The sequence below is a fragment of the Catenibacterium mitsuokai genome (assembly GCF_025148785.1).
Classification (GTDB): domain Bacteria; phylum Bacillota_I; class Bacilli_A; order Erysipelotrichales; family Coprobacillaceae; genus Catenibacterium; species Catenibacterium mitsuoka.
This window is the reverse complement of sequence record NZ_CP102271.1, coordinates 1,996,910-2,011,978: the sequence shown is the minus strand read 5'-3', so window position 1 is coordinate 2,011,978 and position 15,069 is coordinate 1,996,910. Positions and strand designations below refer to the sequence as shown.

The following is a 15,069-nucleotide window of genomic DNA, read 5'->3' as shown; positions in this document are numbered from 1 at the left end:
CGGTTTTAGCCGTTCTTTTTTTGAGTTTGGTAACAAAAATATAATAATGTTCATTCTCTAAACCTATTTGCAACTCCATAACTCATAGAGTATAATTTTTCTATAACTATTATGTGATTCATATTCTCTTACATACATAATGAAAGAAGGTAGACAGATGATTGTATATTCAGGAATAAAAAATGACTTTCTACATGCAGTAGAAATGGATTCTATTGCTCAGGAGATAGAAGAAACAATTTATACTAAGATGCATAGAAAAACTGCTCGTAATGAATTCCGTTCATGGGAGAATTCTTTAGAATATATGTATAAAGTATTAAATGATCAGGCAATACCAGAAGATTCTGGTATTGCGATTGAGTATAATATTCCCCAAACATCTAAAAGAGTAGACTTTATCATATCAGGATATGGAGAAAACAAAGAACCTAATGTTGTTGTTATTGAATTAAAACAATGGGATAAAGTAGAAGCAGTTAGTGGACAGGATGCATTAGTAGAAACATTTACTGGTGGTGCAGTACGTAAAGTTGTTCATCCTTCCTATCAAGCATGGTCTTATGCAGCCATGATTAACGACTATAATCAGAATGTACAGATGGAGAATATCCAATTACATCCATGTGCTTATCTACATAACTATAGAAAAAGTAATCCAGAAAAGTTAGAACAGAATCAATATCAGGAATATGTTGAAGATGCACCTATATTTGCGAGAGGTGAAGTATCTAAGCTAAGAGAGTTTATTAAGAAATCTGTTAAGACAGGTGATAACAAACAAATCTTATATGAGATTGATAATGGTAAGATTAAGCCTTCTAAGAGCCTTCAGGACTCTATTAAGAGTATGATAGAGGGTAATCAGGAGTTTATCATGATTGATGAACAGAAGGTCGTATATGAAGAAATACTACAGACTTCATTAAAGTGCATGGAAGACCATAAGAAGCGTACAGTAATAGTGAAAGGTGGTCCTGGTACTGGTAAAACAGTAGTCGCTATTAATCTATTATCAAAACTTACTAATGAAGGACTATTTGTACAATATACTTCCAAGAATAGTGCTCCTAGAAATGTTTATGCAAAGAAGTTAACAGGACATAAGAAAAGCAGTATTAATAATATGTTTAAAGGTGCTGGTTCTTATATAGAAGTAGAATCCAATATCATAGATACAATACTATGCGATGAAGGACATAGATTAACTGCAAGAACACAGTTGGGTCCTAGAATTGCAGGAGAAAATCAGATTAAAGAAATCATGAATGCATGTCTATGTAGTGTATTCTTTATAGATGAAAGTCAAAGAGTTACTCTAAGTGATATAGGTTCTGTTGCTGAAATTAGAAAATGGGCTAAAGAACTTAATTCAGAAGTATCTGAATTAGAACTTCTTTCTCAATTTAGATGTAATGGGTCTAATGGTTACTTAGCTTGGTTAGATGATGTATTAGAAATAAGAGAAACAGCTAACTATGATTTAAAAGATATAGATTATGATATAAGAATTCTAGATACACCTAATGAAGTAAGAGACTTGATATTTGAAAAGAATAAGATTGATAATCGTTCTAGAATGTTAGCAGGTTATTGCTGGGAATGGATTAAAGCAGGTAAGAATGATTCTACAGTTCATGATATAAAGATTGATGACTTTGAAATGAGCTGGAACTTAGGTAATAGTTCTACGTTTGCGATAGATGAGAATTCTATTAATGAGATAGGATGTATTCATACATCTCAGGGATTAGAATTTGATTATGCAGGCGTTATTATTGGTGATGATATGAGATATGAAGATGGTCATATTGTGACTGATTTTAATAAGCGTGCAAGAACAGATCAGTCTTTAAAGGGAATAAAGAAACTATATAAACAAGATCCAGACAAAGCATTAAAAGAAGCGGATCAAATCATAAAAAACACTTATAGAACTCTTATGACAAGAGGAATGAAAGGCTGTTATGTTTATTGTACCAATAAAGAACTAGCAGACTATTTAAGAGAACGTATAAAGTAGAGGATAACTAACATGAGAGAAGAAACAGTAAATAGAATCAGAAAGTTCACAGAAGACAGGGACTGGGATCAATTCCATTCACCAGCTAATCTAGCTAAGTCTATCGTAATAGAAGCAGCAGAACTATTAGAATGTTTCCAATGGTCTGATGATAATTATGATTTACAGCATGTTAAAGAAGAATTAGCTGATGTGATTGTATATAGTCAGAATCTATTAGATAAGCTAGGATTAGATGCTGATGAGATAGTGAATATGAAGATGAGTCAGAATGAAGCTAAGTACCCTGTAGAAAAGGCTAAGGGTAAGAGTGATAAGTATACTGAGTTGTAATATGTAATTGAGTTGTAAACAAAAAATAATAGAAGGAACTAGTAGATGATACTGGTTCAACAAGAAAGGCTATTATCCAGATTCTTCAAGGTATACAGCTATCTGTATTAAATCAGTTTAAAGATAACCTTGAAGAATTTATTATCAAAGCTACATCACTTATTAATGATGAGAAAGCAACAGCTATTATTCAGCATATTACATATGATGTAATGGATGAAAAATACGATACTGACATATTTACTGATCCTACTATTTAAAGGACGTCTTGGTGTCAATGCAATGAAAGCTAAGAGACATTTATATGATCATGTTGTTTCTGATGTTGTAGATAGTTACAAGTCATTGCTTGATATCATTACAAAGTAATAAGTTATAAATATTGGATTCTCATAGTCCTTTGAACGGAGACTATTCTGAACTTATTGTTAGTTTAAGTGGTGCCTTAGTTAGGATGATTGAGAATCCATTTTCTTTAATAACAATTCTAGTACGGATAATAAAAATAAATTTTAGGAGGAAATGTGATGACAGAGTATATTACGCATGAAAAATTGAGAAATATTTTAGAAACATTAGAAGGAAAAAACATTAATTTTCTAATTGGTGCTGGTGCTTCAATGCCATATCTACAATCATTGGACTTAGGTAATGATATAAGCTTCGAAGATTTATATGAAGCATCCAAAAAAGATGAGTCAAGACAAAAAGTATACGAGTATTTAAGTGCATGTTTTCTTTATAATTCAATTATTAAAGGTACTTATGAAAAAATACATGAAGAGCAAGCAGAAAATGATGAATGTAAAAAAATTGCTCGACAATATCAATCATTTATAAAAAATATATATAGCATATTAAGAAGAAATTCTATTCAACAACCAAAAAGGGCCAATATTTTCACTACAAATTATGATATGTTTTTTGAGTATTCTTTTGACGAAATAAGCAAAAACAATAATAACGTTTACTTTAATGATGGTAGTTATGGGTTTATAAATAAAACAGTATCCGTAGATAGGTTTCATATTAAAGTTACTAACGTAGGGGTTGATTCTCGATTTGAGCGTGAGATGCCAATGATTAATCTTATGAAACTTCATGGATCTTTAAACTGGAAATCAGATAATGATAAAATTATATTATCTAATAAACCTTTATTGGATGAAACTAGTTTTAATGTGAATCAAGTGAATGAAATATTAAATATAAAAAGTTTTATTGCTGATACTGTAGATGATAGTCTTTTAAACATTGAAAATAGTATCAGAGAAGATTATTCTGAATTTGTGAACATATTAAATGAATTATCAATAGTTAAACCATCTAAGAATAAATTTTCAGAAACTGTTTTAGAAGAGCAGTATTATCAAATGCTTAGAATCTTTATACAAGAAATGGAAAGAAATCAAAGTGTATTAATAGCGTTTGGCTTTTCATTTGAGGATGAACATATTCGATCAATCTTAAAAAGGTCACTATCAAATCCAAATTTATTAGTCTATATTATTTGTTTCAATGAAAAGGCAACCAATAAATTCAATAGATATTTTAGAGAATTTGAAAATGTTAAGTTAATAGTGAATGCATTGGAGAATCAAACTGAAAAAGTAGGGGATTTTTCTTTCCTAAATAATATTTTAGGAGGTAATAATCTGTGAATGAAGAAATGGAAATAGGGCTTGTAGTTGAAATTGAGGGAAATTCAGTTATTGTTGAAACAAATCAATTTTCTAATGATCTTACTTATTTTTATAATGGTGTTGTGTATCGAGGAATATGTGTTGGGCAATTCATAGGAATTATTAGAGGACCTTATCTTATTATTGGAAGAGTTGTGAAAGAATACTTGGAAGATATAAATGCAGTTCAAAATAAAATCTCATATTCATTGGATAATATAAGAAGAAAAGTAGTTGTAAATGTAATTGGATATATTGAGAATGGATCATTTAATTTAGGTATAATATCTTATCCAATGGTTTATAACTCTGCTGTCATGCTTGATGAAAAACAAATTTCAGCTGTTGTTAATGATTACAATGGCACAAATGACGAATTTAATTTAACTATCGGGAAAACTGTGAAAGAAAACAGTATTGTTAAGATTAATCCATTCAATTTTTTTAATACCCATATAGGTATTTTTGGAAATACAGGCAGTGGAAAATCGAATACATTAGCTAAAATATATACTGAATTGTTTAATAATGAATACTTAGATGTGAGCAATAGCAAATTTTTATTTATAGATTTTAATGGTGAATATACTGGTAGTAATGTTTTAACATCTGACAAAAAGGTTACTTTCTTATCTACGGGGAAAAAAGAAGGAGATAAGATTAATATATCAAGTTCTACATTTTGGGATATTGATACGTTATCAATATTATTTTCTGCAACTGAAAAAACTCAAAAACCTTTTTTGAAAAATGCGATTGATTTTTTTCTTGATAAGGAAAGCTATGAAATTACAGATGAAAAAATAATTACTGGTATATGCTCAGCTTTTTACAATACGTTTCATTCTAATAATTGTAAAGAAACTAATAAATTACTCCATTTGATTTATGATGAGATCGGCATTAGTCAGGATACGATATCAAAAATTCCTTATTATGATTATATGTGGCATGAGCTGTCTAGAACTTATTACAAGGATGGAATGTATATTAATCAAGTTGATGATAAGGACCTTAAGGAAAAAAGGTCTGATTTGAATGAACTTTTAGAAAAGGAATTGAAAACAAAATATTTATCCACTACTGAAAAAATGAAAATTGCTATATATGCTCAATTGATTTATGGCTTATCTTATGGGCAAGTTCAGTATGAATATATAAGCCCACTAATTGAACGATTAAAATCAAGAACTAAAATTATAGATAAACTCATTAACATAACTGATGAGTCAGAGGAATGTAATGTCTCGGTCATTTCATTAAGAAAGTGTAATACAGATGCTAAGAAAATGATTCCACTCTTGCTTGTGAAAAATACATATAACAAACATAAAGAGTTAAATGAAGATGGTATAAATAAATCATTTCATTTGATAATTGATGAGGCACACAATATTCTTTCAGAGCAGTCGATTCGTGAAGAATCTACATGGAAGGATTATAGACTTGAAACTTTTGAAGAAATTATTAAAGAGGGAAGAAAGTTTGGATATTATATAACGCTTGCTAGTCAAAGACCATCTGATATTTCTGGAACAATCATTTCACAGTTACATAATTATTTAATTCATAGATTAGTAAGTGAACTAGATCTACGTATGATAAATAATACAATTAATACTTTGGATTCAGTTAGTAAGAGTAATATACCTCTATTGTCACCTGGACAATGTATTATTACTGGTACTTCATTTTCAATTGCTAAGATAGTTCAAATTACAAAGCTTGATGACGCAGCTGCTCCAGATAGTGCTAGTGCTAATTTAAAGAATTTATGGATTAAGACATAAAAATAGAATAAGAGGATAACTAATATGACACAAGAAACTATTAATAGAATTAGAAAGTTCACAGAAGATAGAGACTGGGATCAATTCCATTCACCAGCTAATCTAGCTAAATCTATAGTAATAGAAGCAGCAGAACTATTAGAATGTTTCCAATGGTCTGATGATAATTATGATTTACAGCATGTTAAAGAAGAACTTGCTGATGTGATTGTATATAGTCAGAATCTATTAGATAAGCTAGGATTAGATGCTGATGAGATAGTGAATATGAAGATGAGTCAGAATGAAGCAAAGTACCCTGTAGAAAAGGCTAAGGGTAAGATCGATAAGTATACTGAGTTGTAATAAGTGATGTTGTTGTAAGTACAATTAAGTGAATATATAAAAGGGAACAATCAGATTTGGTTGTTCCCTTTATATGTATAGAGAAAGACTGTCTTTAAAACGACAGTCTGCTTAAATAGGATTTTTTAATTATTTTCGTTAAGTTTAAGAAATATGTTGTTACTAGATTATTAAATTTAGCTTAACATATGATTTTCTACTTCTTAAGAAGCAGGTTAAGCACACATTCACGAGAAATGAAATGTCATTGAGATTCTTAGAATGATTATGGATACTGAGGCTTTTAGCAATGAAATGGTGAGAACTACGTCTATGCATATTTCACTTAAGGAAGCATGTTACGAGTATCGTTACGGAATTCTTGCTGAATAAGATAACCTAAAACAACATTTGCTTAAAAAAGAACAATTATTTTAACATATCATATAAGCGTGAAAAATCGACATCTGTAAAGATTATCATTTTTATGATAAATGTCCTTTGAAATTAAAAAAATAGAGAAAAGGATTTTTTGAGTGTACAATTCTATGTTAAACTTGTTTTATAATAGTAAATCTATTTAATAGAATTATATGTTTAGATAAAAGTAGGTGGAAAAATGTTATTTGATGAGAGAGATTTGAGAGTGTTTGATAATTCTGATTCAGCAAATTATTTTAAAGAAATAGTTCAATCGTATTATAGCCAGAATTACCGAGCTACAATTGTATTGCTATATTCTTTTGTTATTTATGATTTATTTATAAAGTTACAAGATATGGCTAATGAGGGAGATAGTAAAGCACAGTCTAAACTATCTGAAATAAATAACCTGATTAAAAATGATGAAAGATATTCAAAAATTGAAAATGAAATAATACAATTCTTTAAAGATAACTGTAATCTTTATTTTGAAAAATTTATCGAAGATATAGAATATTTGAAAAATTGTAGAAATAAGTGTGCTCATTTAAAGGTGAATGATAACACTTTGTATGTTCCTAATGATTATCATGCGAGAATGTTGATTTGCTCAATGTATGATAATGTATTTTCAGTCAAAGCACCATTTATAATGGATTTGTTTAAAATTGCTGAAAAAGATGTTGAAATATATAATAAAAAAATCAATTGTATTTCGTATAGTGATTTTGATGAGTCTATTAAAACTGAAATCACTAATAAGTATCTGATTAGGATGACATACGAGTCTATGAAAAAATCTTATAGAACATTTATTAAATTATTATTAGTTTCAGATAAGCAAGAGTGTATTGAAAACCTTTGTGGTTTGTATGCATTCACTTATGCAATGACAGATTATATTTTAAGAAGTGGTAATAGTACATTGTTTAATGAAGAGAATATCTCCAATATGTTTTTGAGAATTAAAGTTCAATCATTAGAGGATAATTTAGAAAGAAAAAAAGCTTTATTTATGCTAATACAGAAGTTTCCGTGTATATTGGATTCTGTTAGATACAATAAAGATGTGTTTGAATATATGAGACATTTAGTTCTATCTAAAGCTCAAGGGTTGAGGTTTTATAGGTTATTCTATCCGAATGAAAAAGAAACAGTATATGGATATTTTAAAAATAAAAACAGTCGCTATTCACCTATGTATATAGAAGAAATATATGATGTTGTTAAGGAATGTAATGATTTCGAATTTTCGGAATATATAAAATTGATGATAGGTAATATTCCAGGTTATAATGCGTTTAATGTTGCTGATTCTTTTATGGATTTTTTTAAAGGTAAATTACCTGAATTATCTATAGAAGATATAAATTATGTTATGAAGGAATATTCAAAGAATACTCAATGCACAAATAGATATAGACACTCTGAAGATATAACTGTGGTAAAAGATTATATTTCACAACATACTGAAAAATAAGTTAGATAATACAATAAAAATATGATTGATATATAGAATGGTTTAACATTCTTTTGATTATTCCACTTTAGTTGACCACATATTACGATTGGGTTGACCAAGTATTCCGATACGCCTGACCAATAATTCCGACAAGATTGATCAACTAATTGATTTATATGCAAATCCTAGAACGGTTTAACACCCGTTCTTTTAAATTAAATAAAAATATTTTTTAAACCCCTCATAAAAGGCATTGTAGGATCACATCTAAACACATTTCTTTTTTAAATAGACTACAATAGAACTATAGAAAGAAGATACATCTAGAAGGGAATATTACTCATATGAAAGAAAATCACAATAAAGATAACATATTATTTTATTTCGTATTATTCAGTTTCATTGTTTCAATATTATTAGGGCTTGTAATACTTATTACAGATTTTATGAAAGGTCCAATACCTAATTATCTAAAGTATGGATTTAAGACTACAGAAGTCGCAAAAACATATCAAAAAGAATATGTACCAGAAATAGAAGAATATATTCAAACAAGTGATCTTCCAGATGTAACTATTAAGGTAGAGCGTTGTTCATATACTGAATACAATAAAGCATATGGTGTGCCTATATATCAACTAGACTTCACTTATTCAAGTCATACAGTTGATGATTATTATGATTTGGCTATTGATTCTAAACGTGGTGCAAAAGACTTATTCTATAAGATACTAGAAATAAACGGGAATAAGAATTATTATGAGAATGAATCTAAAATATTTTGGGATGGTGAACCTTTTGAATCAGAAGGAAGAATGGTGTTATTTCAAGAAGATGATAGATTTGTGATGAGATTATCTGGTGACAAGCATAATTATGAAATAGAAAATCAACAGTATTATGATAGGCTCACTATTGATGGAGAATTAGTATATGAACTAAATAAACCTGGACCAAGCACTTACACTCCATCAAAACCTAAGAAGGAATACAATAGTTATGAATCAAGTGAATCATCTAGTGGTTATAATGATGGCTATAATTCAGCAATAGATGATGGCGATTATGATCATGATAGATATCGCACTAATCCTTCTTATAGACAAGGTGTAGACGATGGTTTTGATGAAACAGATGAAGATTATTAAGAGGTGATTTATATGTATGAAAATCTAACTAAATATTTAGATGAGTTCACAGGAACAGAATTTGGTACATGGATTGTTGGTGATAAGAGTGATGGAACATTAGAACATCCACTTCAGTTCCCTTTCGTTGACTATTCAAGAGTTGTAGACCAGTTTATTCATGATGTCTATTCTTTTGTAGATAACCATGAAGAGATGGGATTACATAATTATATAAAAATCCTAGAAGACAATGGCATCAAATGGAGTTGGGAACCGATGGTTAAAGCAGAAGTAGATAATTTAGATGCTCAATGTATTATTGCCTTGATTTATGGCGCTATTCGTGCAGATAGATTTGGAGAGGGGACATTGCTTGCATTTTTAAAAGATGGTTTTATTACAAAATGGCTAGAAAGACTAAAAACATTGGACACAGATAGTAATAATATAAAACTATAGTTAAACATTTTACAATGATTTCTTTCTCAACCTAATAATAGATAAACTTATGTAAGAATTATCTATAAGTATAAAACAAGACAATTAATTAAAAAAACACTTGAATAAGTATATTGAAAGTGCTATCATTTCACATGATGAAAAACGTATAGGATTGTTACTATTGAATTAGGCAAGACCAAAGTAAACCTTCTTTTTTAGAGGGGTACTTTGGTCTTTTTTGTTGGTCCTATATAGAAAAGAAAGGAAAAGGGATAATGAACAAAAAACAAGGTGTTATTGGATTAGTTGCTACTGTTATGATTGCGAATGCTGCATTTGTTGATGTAAAACCAGTCTATGCTGTAGGAAACTTAAATCTTGCTAAAGGATGTACTGTTAATGCAAGTAGTTATGAAGTAAACAGCACATCACCAGACAAAGCAGTAGATGGCGATATGAAGACTCGCTGGGGAACTGCACAGAATAAAGCAGACAATGAATGGATTGAAATTAATCTAGGTGGAGAAAAGACAGTACGTCAGATTAATATCAATTTCGAAAGAACGGATGATGCACAGAATATTCTAGGTTATAAAGTAGAATTAGAAGAAAACGGACAATATAAAGAAGTATATAGAAAGACTACTAAGGCAAAACAGAATGAAATCATTCAGTTAGATAAAGATCATCAAGCCACTAAAGTAAAGGTAACTGTACTTTCTGCAGATGGAGGTACAATCAACTGGAAGAATGTCGGAATCAATGAAATTGAAGTCTATAGTAAAATCATTGAAAAAGCAGATGCTACGCCTAATAAGAACCATATGGCAAACGCTACAGTCACTGCATCAAGTAGTGAAGCTAATACACTTAGTCCAGATAAAGTAAAAGATGGAAGCACAGAAAAAGCAAACCGCTGGGCAAGTGATTATGAAACTCCAACTACTAATATCTGGTTAAATACTAAGTTTGCAGGATTGACTCTCATTAAGGAACTTAAGATTCATTTCTTTGAAAGAGATGTTGCTCCAATGCCATCTAACGTAAAGAGTTTTGATATTAAATACAAAGATAAAGATGGTGTAGAAAAACTTGCAAAGAGCTTTACTAATACAAAGAAGGGTGACGGTTATAATAATGAAGTTGTTGTTAAGTTCAATGAACCTATTGAAGCAAAAGAATTAAAGCTTTGTAACTTTGTTGCTGAAGCATCATCATGGAATAACGTAAGTATTGCGGAAATGGAAGTTTATTCTAACGAACAAACAGCACAGAAAGCAACTCTAAACTCTGTTGTCTCTTCTATTGAATCTCAGAGTAAGACAATTGAAGCAGATGTGAATACATTAGATATGCCAGCTGTACCAGCAGGATTTACTGTAAGAATCAATGGTGCAGACCTTGAACAGATCATTGGTGCTGATGGTAAAATTGTCCATCCATTAGTAGACAAGAATGTAAAGGTCTCTTATGTAGTTACAGAAACTGAAACTGGAAAAGAAAAGAAGACTGCAGATGTTGACTATGTTGTAAAAGGTATAAACGAACAGTCTGCAAATAAGAATACTAAACCTACTGTTATTCCAGAAATCCAGGAATGGCATTCAAACTCGACAGAAAAGATTTCTGTTAACGCATTAAAGACAGTGACTTATACAGATGATAAGTTAAAAGCTGTTGTAGATGAATTTGTACGTGATTATAAAGATTTCACAGGTATTAACCTTACAGTGAAAAAAGGTGCTTCTCAGGCTAATGCATTCAACTTTGAATTAAAAGCACCAGATGCTCTTCTAGGTGATGAAGGATATACAATGGATATCCAGAAAGACCGTATCAATGTTGCTTCTGTTCATACAACAGGTAACATGTATGGTATGCAGACAATCCTTCAGATGTATAAAGAAGACAATGAAGGCTATAAGATTGGTAAAATGCGTGACTATCCTCGTTTCAAGACACGTGGATTCTTATTTGATGTAGCACGTAAACCAGTTTCATTAGATATGATGAAGGATGTTGCAAGAACAATGCGTTACTATAAGATGAATGACTTACAGACTCATTTATCTGATAACTACATCTTCTTAGAACAGTATGGTAAAGGTGATAAGGAAAATGAAGCATTTAAAGCCTATGAAGCCTTCCGTCTAGAATCAGGATTATCTAACGATAAAGGTGAAACACCTACTGCAAAAGACTATTCTATTTCTAAGAATGACTTCAGAGAATTCATTCAGGGTGAAAGAGCCCTTGGTATGAAGGTAGTACCTGAAATTGATGTTCCTGCTCATGCAACTTCATTTACTAAAGTATGGCCAGAATTAATGGTTCAGAACAAGGTATCACCATTAAATAGAAATAGACCACTTATTGACCATCTTGATGTCTCTAAGAAAGAAACAAAAGATAAAATCAAAGAAATCTTTGATGATTATACAAAAGGTGCTAATCCAGTATTTGATGGAGAAACAACTGTACATATTGGTGCAGATGAATTCTTATCAAACTATACAGCATATCGTGGATTCGTTAATGATTTAGTTCCTCACCTAAAAGAAACAAATACAGTACGTATGTGGGGTGGTTTAACTTGGATCAAAGATAATCCAGTGACTCAGATTAAGAGAGAAGCTATTGATAATGTAGAAATGAACCTTTGGTCAGCTGACTGGGCAGATGGTATTGAAATGTATGATATGGGCTATAAGCTTATTAATACAATTGATGACTTTGGTTACATGGTTCCAAATGGAAACAAAGGACGTGCCAATGCTTATGGTGACTTATTAAACGTAAATAGAATCTTCAACCAGTTTGAAGCAAATAAAGTAAGAGTCAAAGGTGGCGCTTATAAGTATGTTCCTGCTGGTGATGATCAGATGTTAGGTGCTGCATTCGCATTATGGAGTGATAACATCGATAAGAGCGCATCAGGTTTAAGTGAATCTGATCTATATTGGCGTTTCTTTGATGCATTACCATTCTATGCAGAAAAGACATGGGCTGCGACTGGTAAGGAAAAAGGCAGTGCTGATGCTCTCGCAAAACTCGCTCAGGATAAGGGAACAGGACCTAATACAAACCCTTATTACAAAGAAAATAAAAAGGGTGAAAACTATGAAAGCTATGATTTCAATAACGGTTTAAAGGATAGTTCTGAAAACAAACGTGATCTTAAAGAAGGAAAGAATACTGAAATCAAGAATAATGCATTAGTATTAAAAGATGGTGTAAGTTATGTTACTTCTCCAATTAAAGAACTAGGTAATGGTAATAAGCTATCATTTGATATTAAACTAAACAAACCAGCAAAACCAGGAGATATCCTATTTGAATCAGATGCTGACTATGGAACACATGATATCAGAATCATGGAAGATGGTAAGTTAGGATTCACAAGAGAACTTTATAACTATTATTTTGACTATGAATTACCAGTAGGTAAGAAAGTCAATATCGCAATCACTACAGCTCAGCAGAAGACAAGTCTTTATGTTAATGGTGAATATGTATGTGATGCAAAAGGTAAGTTTATTCACAATGATATGGTGAAGAAAGACAATATCACTCATTCAACATTCGCCTTACCATTAGAAAGAATTGGTTCTAAGACAGAAACAGTTTCTGCAGTAATTGACAACGTAGTAGTCACTGAAAAAGCACCAGAAGTAGATCTTTATAATAAAGCATCTTGGACTGGTAAAGCAGAATCAGAAACACCAACAGCTCACGGTGGTCAGAATGAAGGTATTATCGGTATGGCATTTGATAATAAAGCTTCTACAATCTGGCATTCAGACTGGTCACAGGCTACAAAAGATAAGGTTCCTACTACATCAGGTGCTTCAGGTACAGGTAAGGGTGCTGATGGAAGCATTTGGACAGAAATTTCATTTGATAAAGCTTATGAAATCAACCAGGTATCATTCACACCACGTCAGGATTCTAACAGTGGTCAGGTGACTAAAGCTTCACTTTATATCCAGACTGAAAAGAATGGTGAATGGGTAGAAGTTGCGAAAGATCAGACATTTGATGCTAACAAGTCAGAAAAAACATTTACTTTTGATACACAGAATGTATATGGATTCAAGTTTGTAGCATCTGAATCAAATGATGGATGGGTAGCTATCTCTGAATTCAACATTGCGAATAAAGATGTAACTAATAACACTTATACTGTTTATGTAGAAGCAGAAAAAGGTGGTAAAGTAAGTGGTGGTAAGGAAGTTAAAGCAGGTAAATCTGTAACTATTACTGCAACACCTAATAGAGGTTATGTATTTAAAGGATGGTATCGTCCTAATGGTGAAAAAGTATCTGATAAAGCAGAATATACATTCAACGTTAAGGGTAATACAGCTTTAATTGCGAAGTTTGAAAAGTCTTCTGAAGCAGATGTTAAGATTACAAATATCCAGAAGCTAGATGATCTCACTGTAGTAAAAGGTACAACACTAGATGAATTAAATCTACCAAACAAAGTATCTATTACATTAGAAAACAATGAAACAGAAGAAGCAGACGTAACATGGAATAAAGCATCTTATAAGGCTAATGAATGTGGTACATATGTATTAGAAGGTACTCTTACATTACCAGAAGGTGTTGTAAATCCAGATGGCTTAAAAGTAGTTGTAAAAGTAACTGTTGAAAATAAGAAGTATACAGTTGCAGTAGATAGTGATCAGAACATGGGTACTGTCAAAATGAATAAAGAAGATGGTATTTATGAAGAAGGTTCAAATGTGACTGTAACAGCTAAGGCAAATAAAGGTTATGAATTTGTGAACTGGACTGATGAAAATGGAAGAGAAGTAAGTACTTCTAACCCATATACATTTGAAGCAACTACAAACACTACTCTAAAAGCAAACTTCAAGAAAGTTGAAGTTACTCCAGCTAAACCATCATCACAGGATATCCTAGACGATTTACTTGCAGGAAATAAGGTACAGTCAGTTGTTTCTAAAGGACAGACACAATTTGTACTTCCTGAAGTACCAGAAGGCTATGGTATTACTATTACTAAGGTAAGTCCTGAAGGTATTATCTCATTAGATGGTAAAGTAACTACTCCTAAGAAGGATACAGATGTGATTGTTACTATCACTGTAACTGATGCAGAAGGAAAGACTGCAAGTCATGACTTTACTGTAAAAGTAATTGGACTTAATGAAGTAGATAAGGAAACTCCAAAAGATCCTGAAACAGGAAAAGACACACCTAAAGATCCTACTCAGGATAAGAAACCAGCTAAGACAGGTGATGCAACATCAATTGCAAGCTGGATTTCTATGATGACAGTAGCAGGTGCTATGTTACTCAAGAGAAAGAAAAGATCATAATACTTAATTGGTCTGAGAGATAGCGAAAGCTATCTCTTTTTATATATATCGGGTGTTATTTGTACAAAATGAGCTTATAATATTTATAGATATACAGCGGGAGGGATAAT

The 15,069-nt window shown here is 31.1% G+C and carries 10 protein-coding genes; all 10 read left to right on the top strand.

The genetic code is table 11. The features are described 5' to 3' along the window. The first annotated feature begins 157 nt into the window (after nucleotides 1–157). The 10 genes from NQ499_RS10385 (at nucleotide 158) to NQ499_RS10340 (ending at nucleotide 14,959) form a co-directional block, all read left to right on the top strand. Nucleotides 158–2,023 (top strand): DUF2075 domain-containing protein, encoded by a 1,866-nt coding sequence (locus tag NQ499_RS10385; protein ID WP_040390154.1) that lies wholly within the window; start codon nucleotides 158–160, stop codon nucleotides 2,021–2,023. Nucleotides 2,024–2,035: 12 nt separating this feature from the next. Further along, nucleotides 2,036–2,356 carry a nucleotide pyrophosphohydrolase gene (locus NQ499_RS10380; protein ID WP_006506730.1) on the top strand — a complete coding sequence of 107 codons (321 nt, stop codon included), beginning with the start codon at nucleotides 2,036–2,038 and terminating at the stop codon, nucleotides 2,354–2,356. A gap of 216 nt (nucleotides 2,357–2,572) precedes the next feature. After that, nucleotides 2,573–2,725: a hypothetical protein gene (locus tag NQ499_RS10375; protein WP_006506729.1), complete on the top strand. Its 153-nt coding sequence runs from the start codon at nucleotides 2,573–2,575 to the stop codon at nucleotides 2,723–2,725. Between the two features lie 158 nt (nucleotides 2,726–2,883). Continuing rightward, nucleotides 2,884–4,017, top strand: a complete 1,134-nt coding sequence (locus NQ499_RS10370) for an SIR2 family protein (RefSeq protein WP_006506728.1) — start codon at nucleotides 2,884–2,886, stop codon at nucleotides 4,015–4,017. After that, nucleotides 4,014–5,828 (top strand): ATP-binding protein, encoded by a 1,815-nt coding sequence (locus NQ499_RS10365; RefSeq protein ID WP_006506727.1) that lies wholly within the window; start codon nucleotides 4,014–4,016, stop codon nucleotides 5,826–5,828. The genes NQ499_RS10370 and NQ499_RS10365 overlap by 4 nt, the downstream gene beginning before the upstream one ends. Before the next feature lie 24 nt (nucleotides 5,829–5,852). Beyond that, nucleotides 5,853–6,173, top strand: coding sequence for a nucleotide pyrophosphohydrolase (locus tag NQ499_RS10360; RefSeq protein ID WP_006506726.1), 321 nt, complete (start codon nucleotides 5,853–5,855; stop codon nucleotides 6,171–6,173). Between the two features lie 598 nt (nucleotides 6,174–6,771). Beyond that, nucleotides 6,772–8,055 (top strand): hypothetical protein, encoded by a 1,284-nt coding sequence (locus NQ499_RS10355; protein ID WP_006506725.1) that lies wholly within the window; start codon nucleotides 6,772–6,774, stop codon nucleotides 8,053–8,055. 326 nt (nucleotides 8,056–8,381) lie between these two features. Then, on the top strand, nucleotides 8,382–9,185 hold the full coding sequence (locus NQ499_RS10350) for a hypothetical protein (RefSeq protein ID WP_006506724.1): 804 nt from the start codon (nucleotides 8,382–8,384) through the stop codon (nucleotides 9,183–9,185). Between the two features lie 12 nt (nucleotides 9,186–9,197). Beyond that, nucleotides 9,198–9,626, top strand: coding sequence for a DUF6508 domain-containing protein (locus NQ499_RS10345; protein ID WP_006506723.1), 429 nt, complete (start codon nucleotides 9,198–9,200; stop codon nucleotides 9,624–9,626). A gap of 257 nt (nucleotides 9,627–9,883) precedes the next feature. Next, nucleotides 9,884–14,959, top strand: a complete 5,076-nt coding sequence (locus tag NQ499_RS10340) for a discoidin domain-containing protein (RefSeq protein WP_006506722.1) — start codon at nucleotides 9,884–9,886, stop codon at nucleotides 14,957–14,959. Nucleotides 14,960–15,069: the final 110 nt, after the last annotated feature.

Bases quoted from the DNA above. Each gene is read 5' to 3' on its own strand.
- NQ499_RS10385 (WP_040390154.1), top strand. From the start codon at position 158: ATGATTGTATATTCAGGAATAAAAAATGACTTTCTACATGCAGTAGAA.
- NQ499_RS10350 (WP_006506724.1), top strand. From the start codon at position 8,382: ATGAAAGAAAATCACAATAAAGATAACATATTATTTTATTTCGTATTA.
- NQ499_RS10340 (WP_006506722.1), top strand. From the start codon at position 9,884: ATGAACAAAAAACAAGGTGTTATTGGATTAGTTGCTACTGTTATGATT.
- NQ499_RS10370 (WP_006506728.1), top strand. From the start codon at position 2,884: ATGACAGAGTATATTACGCATGAAAAATTGAGAAATATTTTAGAAACA.
- NQ499_RS10360 (WP_006506726.1), top strand. From the start codon at position 5,853: ATGACACAAGAAACTATTAATAGAATTAGAAAGTTCACAGAAGATAGA.
- NQ499_RS10355 (WP_006506725.1), top strand. From the start codon at position 6,772: ATGTTATTTGATGAGAGAGATTTGAGAGTGTTTGATAATTCTGATTCA.
- NQ499_RS10345 (WP_006506723.1), top strand. From the start codon at position 9,198: ATGTATGAAAATCTAACTAAATATTTAGATGAGTTCACAGGAACAGAA.
- NQ499_RS10375 (WP_006506729.1), top strand. From the start codon at position 2,573: ATGAAAAATACGATACTGACATATTTACTGATCCTACTATTTAAAGGA.
- NQ499_RS10380 (WP_006506730.1), top strand. From the start codon at position 2,036: ATGAGAGAAGAAACAGTAAATAGAATCAGAAAGTTCACAGAAGACAGG.